We start from the raw sequence: 21,466 nt of genomic DNA, 5'->3' as shown, positions 1-21,466 counted from the left end.
CTTTTTATGATATTACGGAGATTAGAAGTTGTATTTAACACCTAACATAACTTGGGTATCACTGTAACCTTTATCACCGAGTTGTTGACCTACGTTACCCCAAACATTCAATTGCTTATTCAATTGCCCCTCAATGCCCACTTTCAGTTCACCGATATTTTTCGCGCCCGCCTGCTTAACTTCAACCGAGTTCATATTGGTGCCAAAATCTTTGGTATTGTGGATCCAATTGGCTTCTACAAACGGTTGGAACTCACGATCTTTACCGTTATCACTTTCGTGGTGGCCTTTCATATATGAACGCAGCCCCAGACGAGTTTGAATATTGCCATCGCCTTGCCCACTAACATGAGTCCCATTCGCTTCACGGTGCTCGTCAGCTTTCACGCCCATCCAAGTGATTTGGGCTTTCGGCTGGATAAAATAGGTCTCATTTTTCGACTTATTTTCTCCAATCTTAAAGGTATAACCGCTCTCCACCGAGGCTGTAAACCCTTTGGATTTATACTCTTCCGTCGCTAGACCTTCACCCTGCACGCTGTTGTTAAACCAGCTGTACTGCGCCCAACCGTCGACATACAAACCAGACTTATCTTCATCATTGGCATACCACGTACTGTAAACACCTGTGCTGTAGCCATCGACCGAACCACTTGACTTATAGCCAGACTTCGCATTGGTGTTACTTTTGCTATTACCGTAGCCAGCCATCACACCTAGATGTAAGCGATCCAAGCCATCGTTGCTCCACTGGGCAATATCACCACCCAATTGCATCACATAACGGTTGCTTTGGGTTTTCAACTGACCACTGGTATCACGAGAACGGTTATGACCGCCTTCGTTACGCAACCACATGCTGGTAACTTTCTGTTCGCCGGTCAGAACATCAAGGTACTGCGTTTCACCTAAACGATCGTGCAAACGGGTCACAAACATATTGTTAGCCGAGGCTAGGTTGGCAGTGTAGCTACCTGCTTCTGGACGTTTAGTTTCTTCGCCTGGGCCCACTGGATTTTCTGGATCAACCGGGTTCTCTGGGTCAATTGGCAAATTACTCAGGCTGGTCAAATACCAGTTACTGGCATTTGAACCCACTCCACGTACGAGTGAATAATCATATGCACCCGCGACGATACGGCCAGGGTTCACAAACTCACCGTCGGATTGACCATTCACCTGAATGAGCTCAATGCCGTTTAAGGTTTTAGCGCCCGTACCGCCCGCATTATCTACGCTTACGTTAGTGGTGCCGCTGGTGTTACCGTTCACAATCATGCTGTCAGTTGCGGAGTCATCTGCACCTAACGCAGTATTGAAATGCAGCAGACCATTGTTGCCAATATAGTTGCCGTTCACCACTAATTGATTACCCGTGGTGCCCGTACCATCACTGGTTTTGTTGCCGATAAAGACTGTGCCGCTGTTGGTTAAGTCAGTACCTACGGTAAAGATGTTACTCGCCGGAGCAAGACGGCCCATAATCGGTGCGGTAGATGCCGTTGGATGACCAACAAACAACACGCCATTATTATCAATAGCACCAGCCACCCCACCGAAACCGCCCATAAAGGCACCATTAGCGATATTGACTTGCTGGCTTGCCAGCGTCATTGGGTCGGCACTACTGCCTAAGATCAGGCCACCTTCATTGATATCCGTCTGCCCGGTATAGGCCGCAGTTTGGGTCAATGACAGGGTACCGTCACCGTTTTTAGTCAGACTACCACTGCCGGTAATGCTATTTGCCAACAACCAGTTACTACCGCTATTGAGCACCAATGAACCGTCGTTGATGACCGCAGCCGTACCTAAATGTTCTGCTTGAGAAGCGGTTAATTGGCTGCCGTTCGTGATATCAAACATGCCGCTGAACAGACTGTTATCACCGGTTAATGTGATATCGCTGCTATCTTCCAGCGCCACACTACCGGCATCACTGATGGCGTTAGCCAACTGACCTGCTGCACTTTTCAGTGTCAGTAGACCGGCGTTGACAATGTTGCCACTGCCCAGACCCACGGCATTGTTCAGCAAAGCTTGTGCGCCGCTGGCAATATTCGTCGTCGCGGTCAACGTATTATTCGCACCGTTTACCGTCAAGGTATCACCGGCAATAGTTAACTCGCCACTGCCCGTGAGTTCCCCATCAGATACACCGCCCTGACTTAACGTCAGGTTGCCGCCATTAAGATTGAGTGATGAACCAGCCGTGCTACTCAATTGACCCACGGTCTGGCTATGACCATTCATATCAAAGGCGGTATCAGCCGCCAGCGATAACAGTGAGGTATTCCCTAACACGTTATCGTTCAGCATCTGTAAACTGCCGCTGCGCACATCAGTCATGCCAGTGTAGTTATTATCCAAATTAGACAGCGTGACAGTATTTCCTGCACCGGTATCAATGGCCAAGTCGCCGCTACCAGTAATTTTGGCACTCATGTCCGCCGCTGGACCGGTTTTATTCGTGGCATACAACGACAGTGCATCTGCATCGCTGCCCAGCAAATCAATCTCCGTCAAACCATAGCTGACATACAGACCATCGTTACTCAAACTACTCGTCAGGCGGTAATCGTATGTCCCTTTAGCAACGGTATTGCCATTCTGCGCAATATCAGCTGTGGTGGCATCCGTGATCACATTGCCATGCTGGTCTTTGAGCACCAAATTGCTACCATTGCCCTGCACCGTCACATCGCTAGTCGCCAATTGCAACAAGGTGTTAGCATCATCCTGCTCCATGATTGGAAGTGTAGGATTGACCGGTGTCTGGCTGTTATCGACACTCTCAATATTCACTTCCACCGTACCCGTACCAAGCAGATTCATCTCTTGAGTGGTATGGATAGTGCTTTTTGCCACAGCCTCACCGGGTGTACCGGTATTAAATTTCACGGTACCACCGTCAAAGGTAAGACCGCCGATCGTTTGAATGCCATCGCCTACTGTAGTGATACTGTCCGCGCCCAACTTCAACGTCGCATTAATCAGTGCCGTGGTATTTTCAGCCGCGAGATCAAAAGTGGCATGGCCCAATGCCAGCACACCGTTAAAAGCATTTTGTGCTGCATTGGCAGTAAAGTTAAACGCATTACCAGCTGTATCGACACCTACTGTCCCGAGGCCATTTAACTTGCTGTTAAAGTTAACTGCATTCAGGTTCTTGATTTGCAACAGGCTACCATCACCGAGATTAAAGCCCGTGTCGGCGTTGTCATCCTGCGCGTTGCCCAGAGCCAACAGCACGTTGTCCATAGTCAACGTCGAGTTATTGATCAGGTTAATGTATTCCATATTCTGGATAGCATTAACATCACTCAGGGTATACAACGAACTGTCCAGCGTAAGCGTATCGCTGCCAGTACCGCCGTTCAGGGAAGTAAAGACACCGGTATCGGCTAAAGTGAGCCCTTTCAGAATGAAGGCATCGTCGCCACTGCCGGTAGTGAAGTCAGTGCCTTCACTGCCTTGCATCAGGGTCACAGTGTTGTTGCCGGTTAACAGATTAACCTGACCGATAATGCTGCCGCCCGTCTGGTTGGTAAAGGCCAGACCTGTTCCTGTATTGGTGACTACAGCCTGCTGCGCTGCACTGTCGGCATGGATACTGCCGCTGTTGACGAAGCTGGTGACATAGCCGTTATTGATGTCCACTACTGGGCTGGTGAGTGATTTTGATATCAGGTTACCGGACTGCTCGACACGGCCAGTAGTGCCTTGAACAATCAGGGCTGCCCCGCCTGCGACATCATTGACGTTTACGCTAGCGCCGGTTTTCAGATCTTGGCGAGAGTTGGTGACAATCCCTTTACCAGCGGCAGAGTTCACATTAATCACTAGACCCGCTGAATCAGACATATCTAATGTGTTATCGGTTATTGTGTCGCCTGTATTGGCAAACAGAATACCGGTGCCACTGCCATTAACATTAATGGTGCCTGAGTTGGTTGCAGCCATCGAAGCACCGGTACGCACACCAGCACCATTGCCAACTGTCAGTGTGGTATCTTTTAATTGAATGCCTGCGATTTCTGCTTTGTTTTCAATCGCATTACCACTACCGCCTGCCATCATAGTGATGGTGGCACCGTCAACAGTCAGTGCTGTTGCACCGGTATCCAGCAGTACGCCATGTGCCGTGCCACCCGCTTGAGTTTCACCGCTGCCGGACAGGGTCAAACTTGCGCCGGAACCTAATAGGAAGGCAGCAGTGCCGTCGGTTGCATTAACGATACCAGTGTTATTGACTGTTGAGTTAGCACCCTGAATGTTTACCGCCGTCCCGTTAACAGAGATCAGATTTTCGTTAGTCAGAATACCGCCATCGACCAGCACACCTGTACTGCCCGCTTGCGTAAAATCGATAGTCCCCTTGTGGATCAGCTCACCGCCATTACGAGCGATATAACCGTAAGCACCTGACGCCGTATTGCCTGTGCTTAAAACGGCAGAACTGATCAGCACCGATTTACCGGTCACGCCAGTCGAAATACCATCAAGACCGTAATAATTACCATCAACGATACCGGCAGTGGCGCCGTTACCACTTAATTCCAAGCTTGCATCAGCGGTGATGGTACCCGTCGCGCCACCTTCCACTTTAACGCCCGTGGAACCTTCACCTGAAAGCACCATATCTAACGCGCCAGAGCTAAAGCTACTGCCCACCCCGGTGACTTGAATAAGGGAAGAGTCTTTGCCTGTCGCATTCATGGTTGAAGCCGTGGTACCGGCAAAAGAGGCACCCTTATCAACACGATATAAAGTAGAGCCTTCCGTCGAAACGGTTTCATCGCCAGTCGCAATGTTATTGATGCTAGAACCAGTTCCGTAAATTAGGTAGCCCACCTGTTTGGTACCGGAGGTAAACTCAACTTGACCCGCACCAGTAACGTTAATGGTACCCTTATCTTCGGCAACCACGCCGATAGCTCCGTCACCAACCAGACTCACTTGACCGGAAAGGTTGGCCACCGCACCTGTACCCACAGCCTGAATACCGTAGTTAGCCAAATTGGTTGCTGAATCCAGCCCTTTATTAACATAAACGTTACCGGCGTTAGTGGCTACACTGTTGGTCAGTACTTTAATACCTACGGTATTGATACCATTTATAACGATGTCGCCATTATTGAAGATATTCGTGGCGCTGTAACGGGATAAGATACCAATATTCTGCGCTGATTTTTCTCCAGGTGTTGCACCCGCACCGTTTAGCTCGATAGTACCGTTCTGATTGACTGCCGTTCTCACCCCTTGCGCATCAACAGCAATAGAGTTTTCAGTTTTACTACCAATCACGATTTTACCGGTCGCACTATTGGTAAAGGTAACGATATTGCTCAGATTAACCGTATCTTGCAGTAATTTGACGGCATAAGACTGGGTCTTAATAGCCAGATCAGTGACGATATCAGTCGCTGAACGTTGGGCTTGACGACCCACATAGACAGTACCGTTATTTTCAAAGGTAGAGCCTTTCTGAACATTAACCCCTTCATTCATATACCCTGCCGGAGGGACTAAATCGACAGTTGCTGCGATGTTGATTGCACCGTTATTAACGAAGGATGAGTTGCCATCGATCGTCGCCGCGCGGGTATAAGTGCTTGCCCCACGAGAAGCGGTATTAATCACACCATTGTTGGTGACTGACGAAGTTCCATTAGCCAAAATAGCGGTATGGCTGCCGTTGGCAACATATAGCGGTAATGTGGAGGTCGGGGTAGGTTTGAAATCCAGCATGTCAGGGTTAGTCCCTGCATCCAAAACACCTGTAGATTCAATCAGTACCGTACTATCTGTGGCAAAAATAATATTGGTGCCACGAACCGTCCCTGACGCTGAACCTAGTGTCCCAGCATTATTCAATGTTGCACCGTCTTCCAGACGCACCACTGAAATATCGGTGTTATATGCCTGAATATTGGCATCAGCGCCAATGTTCACTATGGCATGCTGACCTTCACCATGAATGAAGGCAACACGATCAGAATCAACGAAATGATTTACAGCATCATTAGCATCAATACCCATATCAAGATAGATCGGGGTCACTTTAGGTGAGCTATTGCTGCCATTAGTGATATAGGCTCTCGCCAGTTCACTCTGATAGGCGGTACTGCTCAGTGTAATAGCACCACTCTTAATAGCATCGATCAGGTCTTGGTTATATTTTTGGAAATCTGCAAAATTTTGAACATTTTGGGCCCCTAGATAAGGGCTAGTGAATGCGCCGGTAAAGTCATCAAGTACAGCATTCGCCACTGCGGTGTCGCGGTCACGAAGGTTATTACTGTTATTACCCAAGTTGACCACTGTCTTAGCATTATAATTTAAGACTGTATTCTGGGCTGATGTAGTAGATTCAACATAGAATCCTGAAGAGGTCGTTGTTGCAGCTTCACTTTTCAGGCTGCCTTTAAGAATGGCGTTAAAATAGTTATTGCTGTCATTAACCCAACCTGCGGCAGTGCTACCAACATTCACACTTAGATCGCTACCATCCAGCACATGGAATAGGTTGCGATTCACATACTGACCATTTTCACCGACAGCATGAGAAACCGGTACCGAGAAATCAGCAAGTGGCTTAATTGACATTTTGTCGTTGTTATACACATTAATGGTAATTAATGCGCCCGTGCCTTTCGGGTCAAGGAAGGTTTCAGTTACCATTGAACCCAAGTTGAAAATATTTTTACTGAGCAGATTCTCAGCACCATTAAGGAATTTATCTGTCGGAATATCCCCTAACTTCATGTTAGTAAAACCATTGGCTCCGCGAGTAATACTGCTAAAGCTCCCCGATAACGTATTGTTGGCCCCACTAAACGTCTGGGTAAAATCCACTTCAGGTGTAAAGACCGGCACACTGATATCAGCGGCAAATACAGTACTGACAGATAAAGTACCTATCACCATCAATGCAATTTGACTCAACCGAGAATGATTTGCTAACCCTATAGAGGTATCGACAGTTCCGGTGCTAAATGATTTATTTTTTTTGCTCGACTTGGAAAACTCCGACGCAACATCGTAGCGGCCTAATGCACTATTCCAAATGACTTTAAATACACGATTCATAGAACTCTCGATTTTCTCTCTATATTTGTGGGTTACATATAACGGGCAACGCATTCACTTAATTATATGTAATTAAGACAGTTAGCTTCCGTTAAGGGATAATTTATGATCTATAGCTTTTTACCTACATCAATAATAAACTTTAGCTGTCACATAAATATATAGGATCCAGCAACTTAATTTGTAGGAATCATCCTACCGAAAATACAGAAAAATACATTTATACAATAAAATCATAAGATTAATACGAAAAATCAAACAAGAAAAATCTTAATAAAATACACTTCCATATAAGAAAATTCTTTATTCACCATCACGAAAATTACTTATTAAAAGCAATCGCTACAAATCGATTCTCTCAAATGAAAAGAAATGTAAACAATAAAATATTGTAGGATTTGTATGTTATGAGTTTATTGACCATTAAACGTGGCAAGTATACATAAAAAAAACAATTATTGGATTTTTAATTCATAATTTACATTAAAACAGCACATAACCTCGCAACAAATGAATAATCTAATTTTAACGAGATTTTATACCTTTCGTTGGAATGATTCCTAGAATAAAAGATCGTCTAATTAAATTAAATTCCACTTAGCGATACTCACAATTAAAATCTCATTGGATTTGTCTTAAAAATACAATCTTGAAATTCGGTTGAATAATAAATTAAATACAAAGATAATTCTCAATGGAAAATTAGTCTAACTTTTTATCCATATTTTAAATAATAATTAATATAAAACCATTTTATTACTGCTTTAATTTTAGTTGGTTACGAACTGTCATTTTATTTTCTGATAGTCACACTAACTCATTTCCCGTGTCGAAAAGAAATGATAATAATATGCTTATTCCATCTGACTGATTCTCTATCGTCATAGACATGCACTATTTATGATTGGCTAAGCATAAGGTTTGCTAAGAGACTCCGGGGCTTTTGTAGGATGAATAATTTTTAGATGAGATTCTTTTTAGATAAGTTATAGGTTTGCACAACCTACTTAATTAAAATGAGGGCGCTTTAAGCACAGTAAGAGAAGACCGAACGGGTAACAGTTGGATAAGGCAGCGAGAGAATCACTCTCTGCGTATGACCACCGTGTTCAACGACGATGCCTTATCCAACAATATGTTTATATAGCAATATGTCTATGTAGCAGTATGACTAACGACACTTAGCGGAATGGAGTAGCGTCCCCTGCGCCTTCACGGATAACTTCTGGGGATGAATCAGTCAGGTCAATCACGGTGGTAGGTTGTTGGCCTAATGACCCACCATGAATGATTAAATCCACCTGTTTGCCTAGATTGTCTTTAATCTCTTCAGGATCAGATTCAGCGAAATCATTACCGGGCAACATCAATGTTGTCGACATCAATGGCTCACCCAACACGTCCAGCAAAGCCAGTGCTATTGGGTTGGATGGTACGCGTAATCCAATGGTTTTACGCTTATCATTCATCAATCGCCGAGGCACTTCTTTGGTTGCCTTTAAAATAAAGGTGTAATTGCCTGGTGTGTTATTTTTGATCAAGCGAAATGCCGAGTTATCGACATACGCATAGGTGGATAACTCAGAAAGATCGCGGCACATTAATGTGAAATTATGATTACCATCTAACTGACGAATACGACATATGCGTTCCATTGCCGTTTTATCTTCTAATCGGCAACCAAGGGCATAACCAGAATCTGTCGGGTAAACAATCACACCGCCTTTGCGCAAGACATCAACACTTTGGTTGATCAGCCGTGGCTGTGGGTTTTCTGGGTGAATATAAAAAAACTGACTCATGACTCTACCTCATCATTCAACGTACGATCGGTATTGGCTGGCTCTGTAGGCCAATCACGCCACACCGGTTCCACCCCTGCGGGCAGCCATAATTTGCGGCCCAACTCAATCCAAGAGCAAGGTTGATGGAAATCAGACCCTTGGGATGCAAGTAAATTATAGTCGCGTGCATACTGTGCGAGTTGCGCTCTTTCATGAGGCGCTTGCTGGCACTGGGCAACTTCCATGGCGTGACCACCCTGTGCTGAAAAATGCGCTAATAAACGTTTCAACCATTTTGCCGTTAAGTCATAACGGCCAGGATGCGCCAACACGGCTTGCCCACCAGATTGCGTAATAGCATCAATAGCTTGTTCTATTGTACACCATTGCGCGGGGACATAACCGGTCTTGCCTTTTGCCAAATACTTTTTAAAAACCTGCCCGACATTACTCGCCAGCCCCAATTCCACCAAATAGCGAGCAAAATGCCCACGGGTAACCTGCCCCCCCTGCGCCAGTCGATTTGCGCCTTCCCAAGCATCAGGAATACGCGATTTTGCTAAGCGAGCGCTGATCTCCTGCGCCCGTGTATAGCGGTGATCAGACTGTTCACGTAATAATTTGCAAATGCTAGGGTGATGCTCATCAATGCCCAGCCCCACAATATGGATCTCGTGGTTTTCCCACAGAGTGGAAATTTCTACGCCAGAGATAAGCCGTAATGCTAATTTCTCCTGCTCAATGGTGGCAGCTGCTTCAGCCACCCCCGCAGTGGTATCGTGATCCGTTATCGCCAATACACCGACACGCATTTGCGCCGCCCTTAACACCAGTGCCGCTGGCGTGAGTGAGCCGTCTGACGCAGTAGTATGGCTGTGCAGATCATAGAGTGTGAAAGCCGTTGATACCGTATCAGGCAAGGTGGCGTTATCCGTTAAAACAGGTTTATTTATCAAAAGGGTCTTATTAACCAAAACAAAAATCCGGAAAAAGCGTGGCTGCCTATCATACTCGCTAATACGCCTGTTTGGTTAATCAATCTTGAGTTGTCATGCTGCTCAACTTAGATAAGTACCCTACGCAAAGTATGTTAAAAAACAATCATTGAGGTGTTGACATTCACCCTTCGAACTAGTTTACTAGTACGCAAGTTCGCAAGGCACGAATGTGCTGGTACGAATATTGGGTAACACGCCCAATCCTTTGAAAAAGCAATTATAGGACTGAAAATGAAAACGAATCTGATTTCTTTACTGCGTTGGTGGCACATATCCCTCTCACGGGCGGTGTAATCACGCATACCAGTCATCAGACAGTGCAGATTGCTTCAGCCCGCTAATAGCGGGTTTTTTTATGGACAAATATTGGCATAGCCGCTTTTTCAGATTCACTTTTTCGAGATAAATAAATGATGCAGACTTCGCGCCCTACCTTACAGTTATTAACGACCACGGCGTGTTACCGCGATGACCCTACCGCGTTATTCCACCAATTGTGTGGCGCTCGCCCAGCAACTTTGCTGCTTGAATCCGCTGAGGTCACGAGCAAACAAAATCTGAAAAGCCTGCTGATTATTGACAGCGCACTGCGAATTACTGCTTTGGCACAAACAGTCACTATTGAAGCACTGACACGCAATGGCGCATCGCTATTGCCTCTGCTAGATGCTGCGTTACCCCCTCAAGTTGAGATTCAGGTGCGCCCGAATGGCCGTGAACTCACCTTCCCCGTCGTGAATGAAGTTCAGGACGAAGACTCACGTTTACAGTCATTATCTGTATTTGATGCATTGCGCTTGTTGTTGCAGTTAGTGAATACGCCTGCGACAGAGAGAGAAGCGATGTTTATCGGTGGTTTATTCGCTTACGATTTGGTCGCTGGCTTTGAAAATTTACCCCCGTTACGCCATGACCAGCGTTGCCCTGATTTCTGTTTCTATCTTGCAGAAACGTTACTCGTTTTGGACCATCAACATCGCTCAACACAGTTACAGTCAAGCCTGTTCACGCCAGATGCCAGCGAACACCAGCGTTTAAGTGCCCGCTTAGAGCAACTTAGCCACCAGCTACAGCAGGCTGCCCAACCGATCCCCGCCACATCAGTGCCAGAAATGAAGTTACAGTGTAACCAGTCAGATGAAGAATATGGTGCGGTAGTCAGTGAATTGCAGCAAGCCATTCGCGAAGGTGAGATTTTCCAAGTGGTTCCTTCTCGCCGCTTCTCTCTGCCTTGTCCATCACCACTGGCCGCTTACCAAACCCTAAAAGATCATAATCCCAGCCCGTATATGTTCTTTATGCAAGACAATGAATTCTCTTTATTTGGCGCGTCACCTGAAAGCGCACTGAAGTACGATGCAACTAATCGCCAGATTGAGATTTACCCTATTGCCGGAACTCGCCCACGTGGACGTCGTGCCAACGGTGAACTAGACCGCGATTTAGATAGCCGCATTGAGCTGGAAATGCGTACTGACCATAAAGAACTGGCCGAACATTTGATGTTAGTGGATTTGGCCCGCAACGACTTGGCCCGCATTTGTGAACCGGGTAGCCGCTATGTGGCCGATTTGACCAAAGTTGACCGCTACTCCTTTGTGATGCATTTGGTATCCCGCGTTGTCGGCACACTACGTCATGACTTAGATGTGCTGCATGCCTATCAGGCTTGCATGAATATGGGCACCTTGAGCGGTGCGCCAAAAGTTCGTGCGATGCAATTGATTGCGGAACGCGAAGGTTCCCGTCGTGGGAGCTACGGTGGCGCGGTAGGCTATTTTACCGCACAGGGTGATTTGGATACCTGCATTGTGATTCGGTCTGCTTATGTTGAAGACGGTATCGCCACGGTTCAAGCCGGTGCAGGCGTGGTTCTTGACTCAATACCGCAGGCAGAGGCCGACGAAACTCGCAACAAAGCACGTGCCGTGTTACGGGCGATTGCGACAGCACACCATGCCAAGGAGATTTTCTAATGGCCGATATCTTACTGATCGACAATATCGATTCATTTACTTACAACTTGGTGGATCAGTTGCGCGCTAGCGGCCATCGCGTCGTGATTTATCGCAACCAAATTGCGGCTAAAACCATTATTGAGCGTTTGCAACAAATGGAACAACCCGTACTGATGTTGTCTCCTGGCCCAGGGACGCCTGCCCAGGCCGGTTGCATGCCTGAATTATTGCAGCGCCTGCGCGGACAATTACCGATTATCGGCATTTGTCTTGGTCATCAAGCCATTGTTGAAGCCTATGGTGGCCATGTCGGTCAGGCTGGCGAGATATTACATGGCAAAGCCTCCGCCATAGAACACGACGGACAAGGTATGTTTGCGGGTATGCCAAACCCATTACCTGTAGCGCGCTATCACTCCTTAGTCGGCAGCAATATCCCAGCAGAATTAACCGTTAACGCCCGCTTTGGTGAAATGGTCATGGCAGTTCGCCATGATGCTCACCGTGTTTGTGGCTATCAATTCCATCCAGAATCGATTTTAACCACTCAGGGCGCCCGTTTACTTGAGCAAACATTGGCTTGGGCCTTATCCCCTTTAGGCCTTAAATCGTAGTGACGTTCTTGGTGAATAGAATATTGAAGGAATTTATGATGCAAACATTATTAGAAAAATTATTCCGCGCGGAGTCACTGAGCCAAGAAGAAAGCCAACTGTTGTTCGCCGCCATTGTACGCGGTGAGCTAGAAGCGAGCCAATTAGCCGCCGCATTGATCAGCATGAAAGTTCGCCGTGAAACACCGGCTGAGATAGCAGGTGCAGCACAAGCCCTGTTGGCCGATGCACAACCGTTCCCACGCCCCGACTATCTATTCGCTGATATTGTTGGCACCGGTGGCGATGGCACCAACAGCATTAATATCTCTACCGCCAGCGCATTTGTTGCCGCCAGTTGTGGGGTCAAAGTGGCTAAACACGGCAATCGCAGTGTTTCCAGCCGTTCGGGTTCATCAGATTTACTTGCCGCTTTTGGTATTCGTCTGGATATGAGCGCGGAAGAATCACGTTTAGCCTTGGATGAATTAGGCGTTTGTTTCCTGTTTGCACCGCAGTATCACACCGGTTTCCGTCATGCGATGCCGGTACGCCAACAGTTAAAGACCCGAACCCTGTTTAACGTATTAGGGCCACTCATTAACCCCGCCCGTCCACCATTGGCGCTGATCGGTGTTTATAGTCCTGAATTGGTTTTGCCCATCGCTCAGACGCTGAAAGTTCTGGGTTACCAGCGTGCGGCCGTGGTACATGGCGGCGGTATGGATGAGGTGGCCATTCATGCACCGACACAAGTCGCCGAGCTGAATAATGGCAGTATCGAAAGCTATGAGTTAGCGCCAGAAGACTTTGGTCTGAACCGTTACTCGCTAGGTTCGCTACAAGGTGGCGCTCCGGAAGAAAACCGTGACATTTTAGCACGCTTGTTACAAGGTAAAGGTGAGCCGGCGCATGCCGCAGCCGTTGCTGCTAACGTGGCGTTATTGCTGAAATTGCACGGCCAAGAAAATTTGCGTCATAACGCGCAGCAAGCATTAGAAATGATTCATAGCGGTCAAGCTTTTGATCGTGTTACCGCTCTGGCAGCAAGAGGATAGATCATGCAGGAAACCGTACTTCACAAAATAGTGCGCGATAAGGAAATCTGGGTTGCCGCGCGGAAATTACAACAACCATTGGCCAGTTTTCAAAACGACATTACCCTGAGTCAACGCGATTTTTATCAAGCGCTACAAGGTGATAAAACAGTTTTCATTCTGGAATGCAAGAAAGCGTCCCCTTCTAAGGGCGTGATTCGAGATAACTTTAATCCTGCTGAGATTGCCGCGGTTTATAAGAATTATGCTTCGGCAATTTCAGTATTAACTGACGAGAAATATTTCCAGGGCAGTTTTGATTTCTTGCCGCAAGTCAGTGCTGTCGTCACTCAGCCTGTTTTGTGTAAAGACTTTATTATCGATGCTTACCAGATTCAGTTAGCGCGTTTTTATCAGGCCGACGCTATTTTGCTGATGCTTTCTGTGCTTGATGACGAAAGCTATCGCCAGTTGGCCGCCGTGGCTCATAGCCTCAATATGGGCGTGTTAACTGAAGCCAGTAACGCCGAAGAATTGGATCGCGCCATTGCCTTAGGTGCGAAAGTCGTCGGGATCAATAATCGTGATTTGCGTGACCTGTCTATCGACTTGAATCGCACCCGTGAACTGGCTCCTCGCCTCCCTGCTGGCGTGACCGTTATCAGCGAGTCGGGCATTAATCATTACCGCCAAGTCCGCGAATTAGGCCACATCGCGAATGGTTTCCTGATTGGCAGTGCATTGATGTCTGAACCTGACCTTAATGCCGCCGTGCGTCGTGTTTTGTTAGGTGAAAATAAGGTCTGTGGCCTGACCCGAGCGCAAGACGCTGCTACCGCCTATCACGCTGGTGCGGTGTATGGTGGGTTGATTTTTGTTGATAGCTCACCTCGTCATGTCGACATCGCCCAAGCCCGCGCGGTGATCAGTGGCGCGCCACTGAAGTACGTTGGGGTCTTCCGAGATGCTCAATCGGATACGATTCAAAATATCGCCGAGCGCTTGTCACTGGCGGCAGTACAATTACATGGGCATGAAGATCAAACCTATATCAACCAACTGCGTGATGTTTTACCCGCGAGTTGCCAAATTTGGAAGGCGTTGAGTGTCAGTGACACCCTGCCAGCGCGTCACTTACAACATGTTGAGCGTTATGTATTGGACAATGGCAAAGGCGGCACCGGCCAAACTTTTGACTGGTCATTATTGGCCGGCGAGTCGCTGGACAACGTCCTGCTGGCCGGTGGATTAAATGCCGACAACAGTGGCCGTGCTGCACAGTTAGGCTGCGCCGGTTTGGACTTTAATTCCGGCGTCGAAAGCGCGCCCGGCGTCAAAGATCCCCAACTGATTGCCGACGTATTCAAAACATTGCGCGACTATTAATTGAATTGAATTAAATCGAAACACAGAACTTGGTTAATCCGATAAAGGACAAAAAATGACCACACTAAATCCTTATTTTGGCGAGTTCGGTGGCATGTATGTGCCACAGATACTGATGCCAGCGTTGAAGCAACTGGAAGAAGCATTTGTCAGTGCGCAAATGGACCCTGAGTTTCAGGCCGCGTTCCAAGACTTACTGAAGAACTATGCTGGTCGCCCTACGGCACTGACTTTGTGTCAGAACTTGACTGAAGGCACAAAAACCAAGCTATATCTGAAACGCGAAGATTTGCTGCACGGCGGCGCGCATAAAACCAATCAGGTTTTGGGGCAAGCATTATTAGCAAAACGCATGGGTAAAACTGAGATCATTGCGGAAACAGGTGCTGGTCAACATGGCGTGGCATCCGCATTGGCTTGCGCCCTGCTGGGTTTGAAGTGCCGCATCTATATGGGGGCAAAAGACATTGAGCGCCAATCACCAAACGTCTTCCGTATGCGCCTAATGGGTGCAGAAGTGATCCCTGTTCACAGCGGCTCCTCAACGTTGAAAGATGCTTGTAATGAAGCATTACGTGACTGGTCTGGTAGCTACGAAACTGCGCACTATATGCTGGGGACCGCTGCTGGCCCGCACCCTTACCCGACCATTGTGCGTGAATTCCAACGTATGATTGGCGAAGAAACCAAAGCGCAGATCCTCGCGAAAGAAGGCCGTCTGCCCGATGCTGTATTAGCCTGTATTGGTGGCGGCTCAAACGCCATTGGTATGTTCGCTGATTTTATCGATGAACCCAATGTAGGGCTGATTGGTGTTGAGCCGGCAGGACATGGTATCGAAACAGGTCAACATGGTGCACCGCTTAAACACGGTAAGGTCGGTATCTACTTCGGCATGAAATCGCCAATGATGCAAACCAGTGATGGCCAAATTGAAGAGTCTTACTCCATCTCTGCGGGGCTAGACTTCCCCTCTGTTGGGCCACAACATGCCTATCTGAACAGCATCGGCCGTGCAGATTATGTGTCGGTGACCGATGACGAAGCACTGGAGGCATTTAAAGCGCTGTCTTGCAAAGAAGGGATTATCCCTGCGTTGGAATCCTCCCATGCGCTGGCTCATGCCTTGAAAATGATTAAAGCATCACCGGAGAAAGAACAGATTCTGGTCGTGAATCTGTCTGGGCGAGGCGATAAAGATATTTTCACCGTTCACGATATTTTGAAAGCTCGGGGAGAGATTTAATGGAGCGTTATCAACAACTGTTTAAACAGTTAGCCGCCAAGAATGAAGGTGCTTTTGTCCCATTCGTGCAATTAGGCGACCCATCACCAGCGTTGTCTTTAGAGATTATTGATACGCTGATTGCAGCAGGTGCCGATGCCTTAGAGTTGGGTATCCCGTTCTCTGATCCGTTAGCCGATGGACCGACAATCCAAAATGCCGCTCTTCGTGCCTTTGCTGCAGGTGTGACGCCAAGTATTTGTTTTGAGATGTTGGCCGAAATTCGTAAAAAGCACCCCACGATCCCTATTGGCTTGTTGATGTATGCCAATTTAGTCTTCCATAACGGCATTGATAATTTCTATCAACGTTGTGCTGATGTGGGCGTCGATTCTGTGCTGATCGCTGACGTCCCATTCGAAGAATCAGCGCCTTTCCGTGCTTCGGCATTACACCACGGTATTGCGCCGATATTTATCTGCCCACCGAATGCGGATGACGATTTACTGCGTGAGATTGCTTCCCATGGCCGCGGCTATACCTATCTGCTTTCTCGAGCAGGCGTGACTGGGGCTGAGAATCATGGCCATCTCCCGCTGAATCATTTGATTGATAAATTACGGGAATATCATGCTGCACCCGCTCTGCAAGGTTTTGGCATTTCAGAACCAGAGCAAGTCAAAACCAGTTTGGCGGCAGGCGCTGCGGGGGCTATTTCAGGCTCCGCGATTGTAAAAATCATTGAAAATAATGTCTCGAATCCCGCTGAGATGTTGGCGCAGTTGGCTCGTTTTGTGGCTGAGATGAAAGCAGCGACTCGCCGTTAATTTTCAGAAAAGCGTCTGATAGCAGGTTCCCATCAGGCGCTTTATTCCCTTCTTTTCAAATGCTTCCTGAAGACACATTCATTCAAAATTTGAATTAACGGAGTTCATCACTAATAATTGTGTAACAGACCCAGTATTTGTTTACATATTGGATGCTCTGCGTGCGCTGTAGTGATGCGTAATGTATGCGTTAATAACACTTTCAAAGAGTTACCCGTCCCCTTGTGATATCAATAACATGGAGAGTCATCTATGAAGCTTTTTAAAACATTTTCTGCCTTATGCGTTGCGGTAATTATGGCGATGGCTATTTCCGCTTGTGCGCCAACAAAAACGTCAGAAGGAACTGGTGGCTATATCGATGACACCGTGATTACCACCAAAGTGAAATCAGCACTGCTAGCAGCAAAAGATATAAAATCGACTCAAATCAGTGTTGAGACTTTTAAAGGACGCGTTCAGTTGAGTGGTTTTGTGAGCTCACGTCATGATGCAGACCGTGCAGTGGAAGTCACTCGCACCGTGCCAGGCGTGAAGTCAGTCAGCAATCAGATGCTGATTAGGTAATCAATACGTATGTATTGTATTTGTAGTATGCATTGTATTGAGAGCATGAGCCGTATGAATTGCCTGACTCTATAGTCTGGCGATTGGCGGGGAGATTTCACCGAGGGGTAAGTCAATGACTCACATTGTGAGCCTCCATTCGGTACCTTTCCCCGCCTATTTAATACTAGAATCGATAACCCGCGCCGAACATGAAGACCCATGGGTCTAAACGAGTATTGATTGTTTGCTCGACACCGCCAGCCTTAAATTTCACGTCAGATTCGATGTTCATCCACCAAACAGACATGTTTAGCATCCAATTTTCACTGACCATGTAGTCCATACCTGCCTGGCCTGCGATACCCCATGAATCCTTCACACTCAAATCTGTCAGGCCAGCAGCACTGCCCGTGTTGTTAAATTTCTCATCAAAGAAAGTGGTGTAGTTCAAGCCGATACCCAGATAAGGACGCAATTTGTCTTGTTTATCACGGAAATAATATTGCGCCATCAACGTGGGGGGTAATTGCTTAACTTCAGCGATATCACCAGTAGGGCCAAGACCAATCTTGTGGCGGAACGGTGTCGCCGCCAACAGTTCTACCCCGATATTATCCGTAATCAGATAACTAAAGGTCATACCCAACTGAGTATTATTGTCCGCTTTGAAGGAACCATAACCTAAAACATCATCAGATCCTGTTGTCGGTCTGACCGTTGCCGTCCCTGCCCGGAAAATATAATCGCCCGCTTGGTGCGCACTTGCCGCAGTGGGTGCCAAAGCGGCTACAGCTAACAATGCCAACGTGATTTTTTTCATTATCCATTCCATTTGTAGGTATATTCGCGGACTGAATATACCTACAAATGATTATTTATGATCTACTCGTGATCACATCTTTGGAAACAATTTAAATAAATCCTATTTTGAGTAAGGTTATTTAATTCCTTAATAACATTGAAATTGATCTGGATCATAAATCAGGATTTACGACAAATTACACCGCTTGGGGTTGATGAATAATGAAAAGGTAGGATGCACTATGTTTGAATATTATTTGTACGGGATGACGACAGGTAGAATGTTTACTCAGTGGCGCCCTATTAATAACGTCGAGGTAATAAGATCGGAAGAAATGATTTATCCGCCAACGTCAGTGTCCCACAACGCCCATAACAAGGTATAATCATCGGCTAAGTATTAGTTTTCGACCCCAAGGAGCTTTCATGCCTATCACGGCAAACACTTTATACCGTGACAGTTTTAATTTTTTACGTAATCAGCTACCTGCCATCGCGTTGATGGCTTTACTGACTGCGTTCATTACCGTCATGCTAAACCAGGCTTTTACGCCTGATACTGAACAACTGAGTATTTTAAGTGCCGCGCAAAGTGATATCGCATCATCAGCAAATGTGAGCATCAGTGAACTCGTGTCGCAGATGACACCAGAGCAGCAAGTTGTCTTGCTTAAAGTCTCCGCTGCTGCCACCTTTTCTGCGTTAATCGGGAATGTACTGTTAGTGGGTGGAATGCTAACGCTAATTTCGCTGGCTTCCCAAGGCCGTCGTGTTAGCGCATTGCAGGCAATTGGGCTTTCATTACCGATGTTGCCGCGGTTATTACTGTTGATGTTTATCGGTACCTTATTAATTCAGTTAGGGATTACGATGTTTATCGTACCGGGTATCGTGATTGCCGTTGCACTGTCGCTATCGCCTATCATCGTGACGACTGAAAAAATGGGTGTTTTTGCCTCGATCAAAGCCAGTACCAAATTGGCATTCGCCAATGTACGATTGGTTATCCCAGCCATGATGTTATGGATAGCGGCTAAATTGATTTTACTGTATTTGGTCAGCCACCTCACGGTTCTGCCAACACCGATTGCAACCGTTGTATTAAGTGCGCTCAGTAATCTGGTTTCTGCATTATTGCTGGTATATCTGTTCCGCTTATATATGTTGCTACGTCCTACTGATGTGACGGCCTAAGTATCCGGTATCGATAACACGACAAAAGGGCCATTTCGGCCCTTTTTGTTTTTCTTCGAACAAGTCATGCTCGTATAAGCCATGAGTAATGAAAACCGGTCAGCTTATTTCAGGCTCAACGTCTGCTTCTGGCTTATGCTTGGTTTCTGAGCCCTCATTGTCTGACTCGTTCTTTTCGGCGACCCGCTGTTTACTCTGAATCAGCTTCAGTGCCAGATACAAATCAGGTACCAAGATTAAGTCATTATCGTGGCTTTTCAGTCTATTAATACGGAACCAACGCGTCAGCTCAGTGCGTCTCCCCGCTAATATCAATTTAATATTGCGCTGCTTCAAATCACGCTTAAGTTCATCGATAGCGGCCAACACACTGATATCTGCATAGGTAAAACTGGCGACCGCATCAATCACAACCCAATCGGCCTGATGCGGCGTGCTATCAACCAAATTTAGAATACGCCGCTTAAAATAGGCTACGTTGAAGTAAGTCAAAGGCGAATTAAAGCGGTAGATCATCACGCCAGGAACCGGTTTGATACCATTACCACTGCGCATTGAATGGATCATGCCATCGGCATTAACCCCTAATAGCTGCTCTGTGGGGCGGAATACTGTCCGTAAAAACTGCAATAAGCCCAACAAAACGGCCAAACCAATACCGCTTATGACCCCAACTAATACCACACTGACGAAAGTAAATATCGCCAAGTAAAATGCCTGCGTATTCCGTTTGCGTAACTGCCAAAGGCTCCTGAACCCCAACAATGACCAGGCGGCATATATCAGCACAACGCCTAAGGCTGCGATGGGAATATATTGCAGTGGGCGAGTTAAAAATAGCAGCACCATTGCAATGACCAGTGCAGCAATAATGGAAACCAATTGGCTCTTGCCGTTATTGGCATCATTTACTGCAGTACGAGTACTGGCACCACTAATAGCAAAACCTTGCGACAATGCAGAGACAATGTTGGTGATACCCAGTGCACGTAATTCAACATCGGCATCAACTTCATAGCCATTTTTGGCGGCAAAACTACGCGCAGTGAGCATCATGCTGACAAAACTGACCACGGCAAGGTTCAACGCTGGGATCACCATGTCACGCAGCAAGCCAGGTTGAAAATCAGGCCAATGCACCATGGGCAAGCCACCACTAAATCCACCCACGACTAAGACACCAAATTGTTCTAAATTGGCCGCCCAAGTAACGAAGGTTGCAATGACAATAGCTAACAATGGCGCTGGCCAGTTAGGCCGTAACCATTTCACGCCATATAGCACCACCAAGGTCAGCAAGGAAATTGCCACCGTCGGTAGATGGCTGTTAATTAAATTATGGGGTAGCGCTAAGACCCGCTCAATTAATTGCGGGGGGCGAGTCATAAAGCCGAAGACCTTGCCCAACTGATCGACAATAATCGTAATCGCCACACCATTGAGTAACCCCGTCAATATCGGGCGGGATAGCAAATCAGCTAATGCGCCAAGCTTAAAACGACTGGCCACCAAGCACCATGTCCCCATCATGAGCGTCATCATAATGGTTAACTGCCAGTGAACCTCGCTGTTACCTGCCGCCAGCGGGGCAACTACCGCGGCGATCACGGCACAGGTCGCAGCATCAGGCCCGACAATTAATTGCCGCGATGACCCAAACAATGCATACGCAATCATTGGCAAAATACATGAATACAAACCAACAGCCGCACTGACCCCCGTCAACTCGGCATAGGCAATAGCAATAGGAAGCGCCACTGCGGCGACGGATAACCCTGCTCTGAAATCCGGCTTAAGCCAGTCCCGTTCATAAGCCATTAATTGGGTCAAACCTGGCATCCATTGCCGAAGTCGTTTTGTCTGCATATTTACTCCATAAATTCTTAACCCAATTTTCAGTATGCATCATGCTGGGTTAATGCATTACTAGCAATATGCAGACAAAATCTGTTACTTGTTTATCGTAAGTTTCTGCAAATTCCACTGGCAGAGCGCGCATTCCAACAGATAATTAAGGATAAT

At 46.9% G+C, this 21,466-nt stretch carries 12 protein-coding genes, 1 pseudogene and 1 other annotated feature; of the genes and pseudogenes, 8 read left to right on the top strand and 5 right to left on the bottom strand.

Annotated features, from left to right (window positions below; genetic code table 11):
- Window positions 1–21: 21 nt before the first annotated feature.
- The 3 genes from DA391_RS10895 to rnm all read right to left on the bottom strand — a co-directional run bounded on the left by DA391_RS10895 (window position 22) and on the right by rnm (window position 9,850).
- The gene (locus tag DA391_RS10895) at window positions 22–7,092 is read right to left on the bottom strand and encodes an autotransporter outer membrane beta-barrel domain-containing protein (protein ID WP_108087692.1); all 7,071 of its coding nucleotides are present in this window, start codon (window positions 7,090–7,092) and stop codon (window positions 22–24) included.
- A gap of 1,181 nt (window positions 7,093–8,273) precedes the next feature.
- Window positions 8,274–8,894, bottom strand: coding sequence for an L-threonylcarbamoyladenylate synthase (locus DA391_RS10890; RefSeq protein ID WP_050080719.1), 621 nt, complete (start codon window positions 8,892–8,894; stop codon window positions 8,274–8,276).
- On the bottom strand, window positions 8,891–9,850 hold the full coding sequence (gene rnm, locus DA391_RS10885) for an RNase RNM (protein WP_430980865.1): 960 nt from the start codon (window positions 9,848–9,850) through the stop codon (window positions 8,891–8,893). The genes DA391_RS10890 and rnm overlap by 4 nt, the downstream gene beginning before the upstream one ends.
- A 255-nt stretch (window positions 9,851–10,105) precedes the next feature.
- Here rnm and trpL point away from each other — a divergent pair, with 255 nt between their 5' ends.
- From trpL to DA391_RS10845, 7 genes and pseudogenes are all read left to right on the top strand, one after another.
- A complete protein-coding gene (gene trpL / locus DA391_RS10880; RefSeq protein WP_099461822.1) occupies window positions 10,106–10,168 on the top strand; it encodes a trp operon leader peptide in 63 nt (20 codons plus the stop codon).
- Window positions 10,130–10,231, top strand: a sequence feature (Trp leader region). (Overlaps the previous gene by 39 nt.)
- Window positions 10,232–10,287: 56 nt before the next feature.
- Window positions 10,288–11,850 carry an anthranilate synthase component 1 gene (locus tag DA391_RS10875; RefSeq protein ID WP_053009144.1) on the top strand — a complete coding sequence of 521 codons (1,563 nt, stop codon included), beginning with the start codon at window positions 10,288–10,290 and terminating at the stop codon, window positions 11,848–11,850.
- Window positions 11,850–13,483: pseudogene (gene trpD / locus DA391_RS24480) on the top strand (bifunctional anthranilate synthase glutamate amidotransferase component TrpG/anthranilate phosphoribosyltransferase TrpD). Before DA391_RS10875 ends, trpD begins: the two are co-directional and overlap by 1 nt.
- 3 nt (window positions 13,484–13,486) lie before the next feature.
- Entirely contained in the window at window positions 13,487–14,848 is a 1,362-nt protein-coding gene (gene trpCF / locus DA391_RS10860) for a bifunctional indole-3-glycerol-phosphate synthase TrpC/phosphoribosylanthranilate isomerase TrpF (RefSeq protein ID WP_050285673.1), read from the top strand.
- A gap of 55 nt (window positions 14,849–14,903) precedes the next feature.
- Window positions 14,904–16,094, top strand: coding sequence for a tryptophan synthase subunit beta (trpB, locus tag DA391_RS10855; RefSeq protein ID WP_050080713.1), 1,191 nt, complete (start codon window positions 14,904–14,906; stop codon window positions 16,092–16,094).
- A complete protein-coding gene (gene trpA, locus DA391_RS10850) occupies window positions 16,094–16,900 on the top strand; it encodes a tryptophan synthase subunit alpha (RefSeq protein WP_108087691.1) in 807 nt (268 codons plus the stop codon). The genes trpB and trpA overlap by 1 nt, the downstream gene beginning before the upstream one ends.
- A gap of 252 nt (window positions 16,901–17,152) precedes the next feature.
- A complete protein-coding gene (locus DA391_RS10845) occupies window positions 17,153–17,467 on the top strand; it encodes a BON domain-containing protein (RefSeq protein WP_019210110.1) in 315 nt (104 codons plus the stop codon).
- A gap of 166 nt (window positions 17,468–17,633) precedes the next feature.
- Here the strand turns inward: DA391_RS10845 and ompW are convergent, their stop codons facing one another.
- Window positions 17,634–18,269: an outer membrane protein OmpW gene (gene ompW / locus DA391_RS10840; RefSeq protein WP_072084642.1), complete on the bottom strand. Its 636-nt coding sequence runs from the start codon at window positions 18,267–18,269 to the stop codon at window positions 17,634–17,636.
- 407 nt (window positions 18,270–18,676) lie between these two features.
- Here ompW and DA391_RS10835 point away from each other — a divergent pair, with 407 nt between their 5' ends.
- Complete coding sequence (locus DA391_RS10835) at window positions 18,677–19,444, top strand: YciC family protein (protein WP_019210112.1); 768 nt, start codon at window positions 18,677–18,679, stop codon at window positions 19,442–19,444.
- A 99-nt stretch (window positions 19,445–19,543) separates the two neighbouring features.
- Here DA391_RS10835 and DA391_RS10830 read toward each other — a convergent pair whose 3' ends face one another.
- Entirely contained in the window at window positions 19,544–21,310 is a 1,767-nt protein-coding gene (locus DA391_RS10830) for a SulP family inorganic anion transporter (RefSeq protein WP_050080707.1), read from the bottom strand.
- Window positions 21,311–21,466: the final 156 nt, after the last annotated feature.

The organism is Yersinia massiliensis (assembly GCF_003048255.1).
Lineage (GTDB): Bacteria > Pseudomonadota > Gammaproteobacteria > Enterobacterales > Enterobacteriaceae > Yersinia > Yersinia massiliensis_A.
The sequence above is the reverse complement of the archived record's forward strand: the minus strand, read 5'-3'. Positions and strand labels throughout refer to the sequence as shown.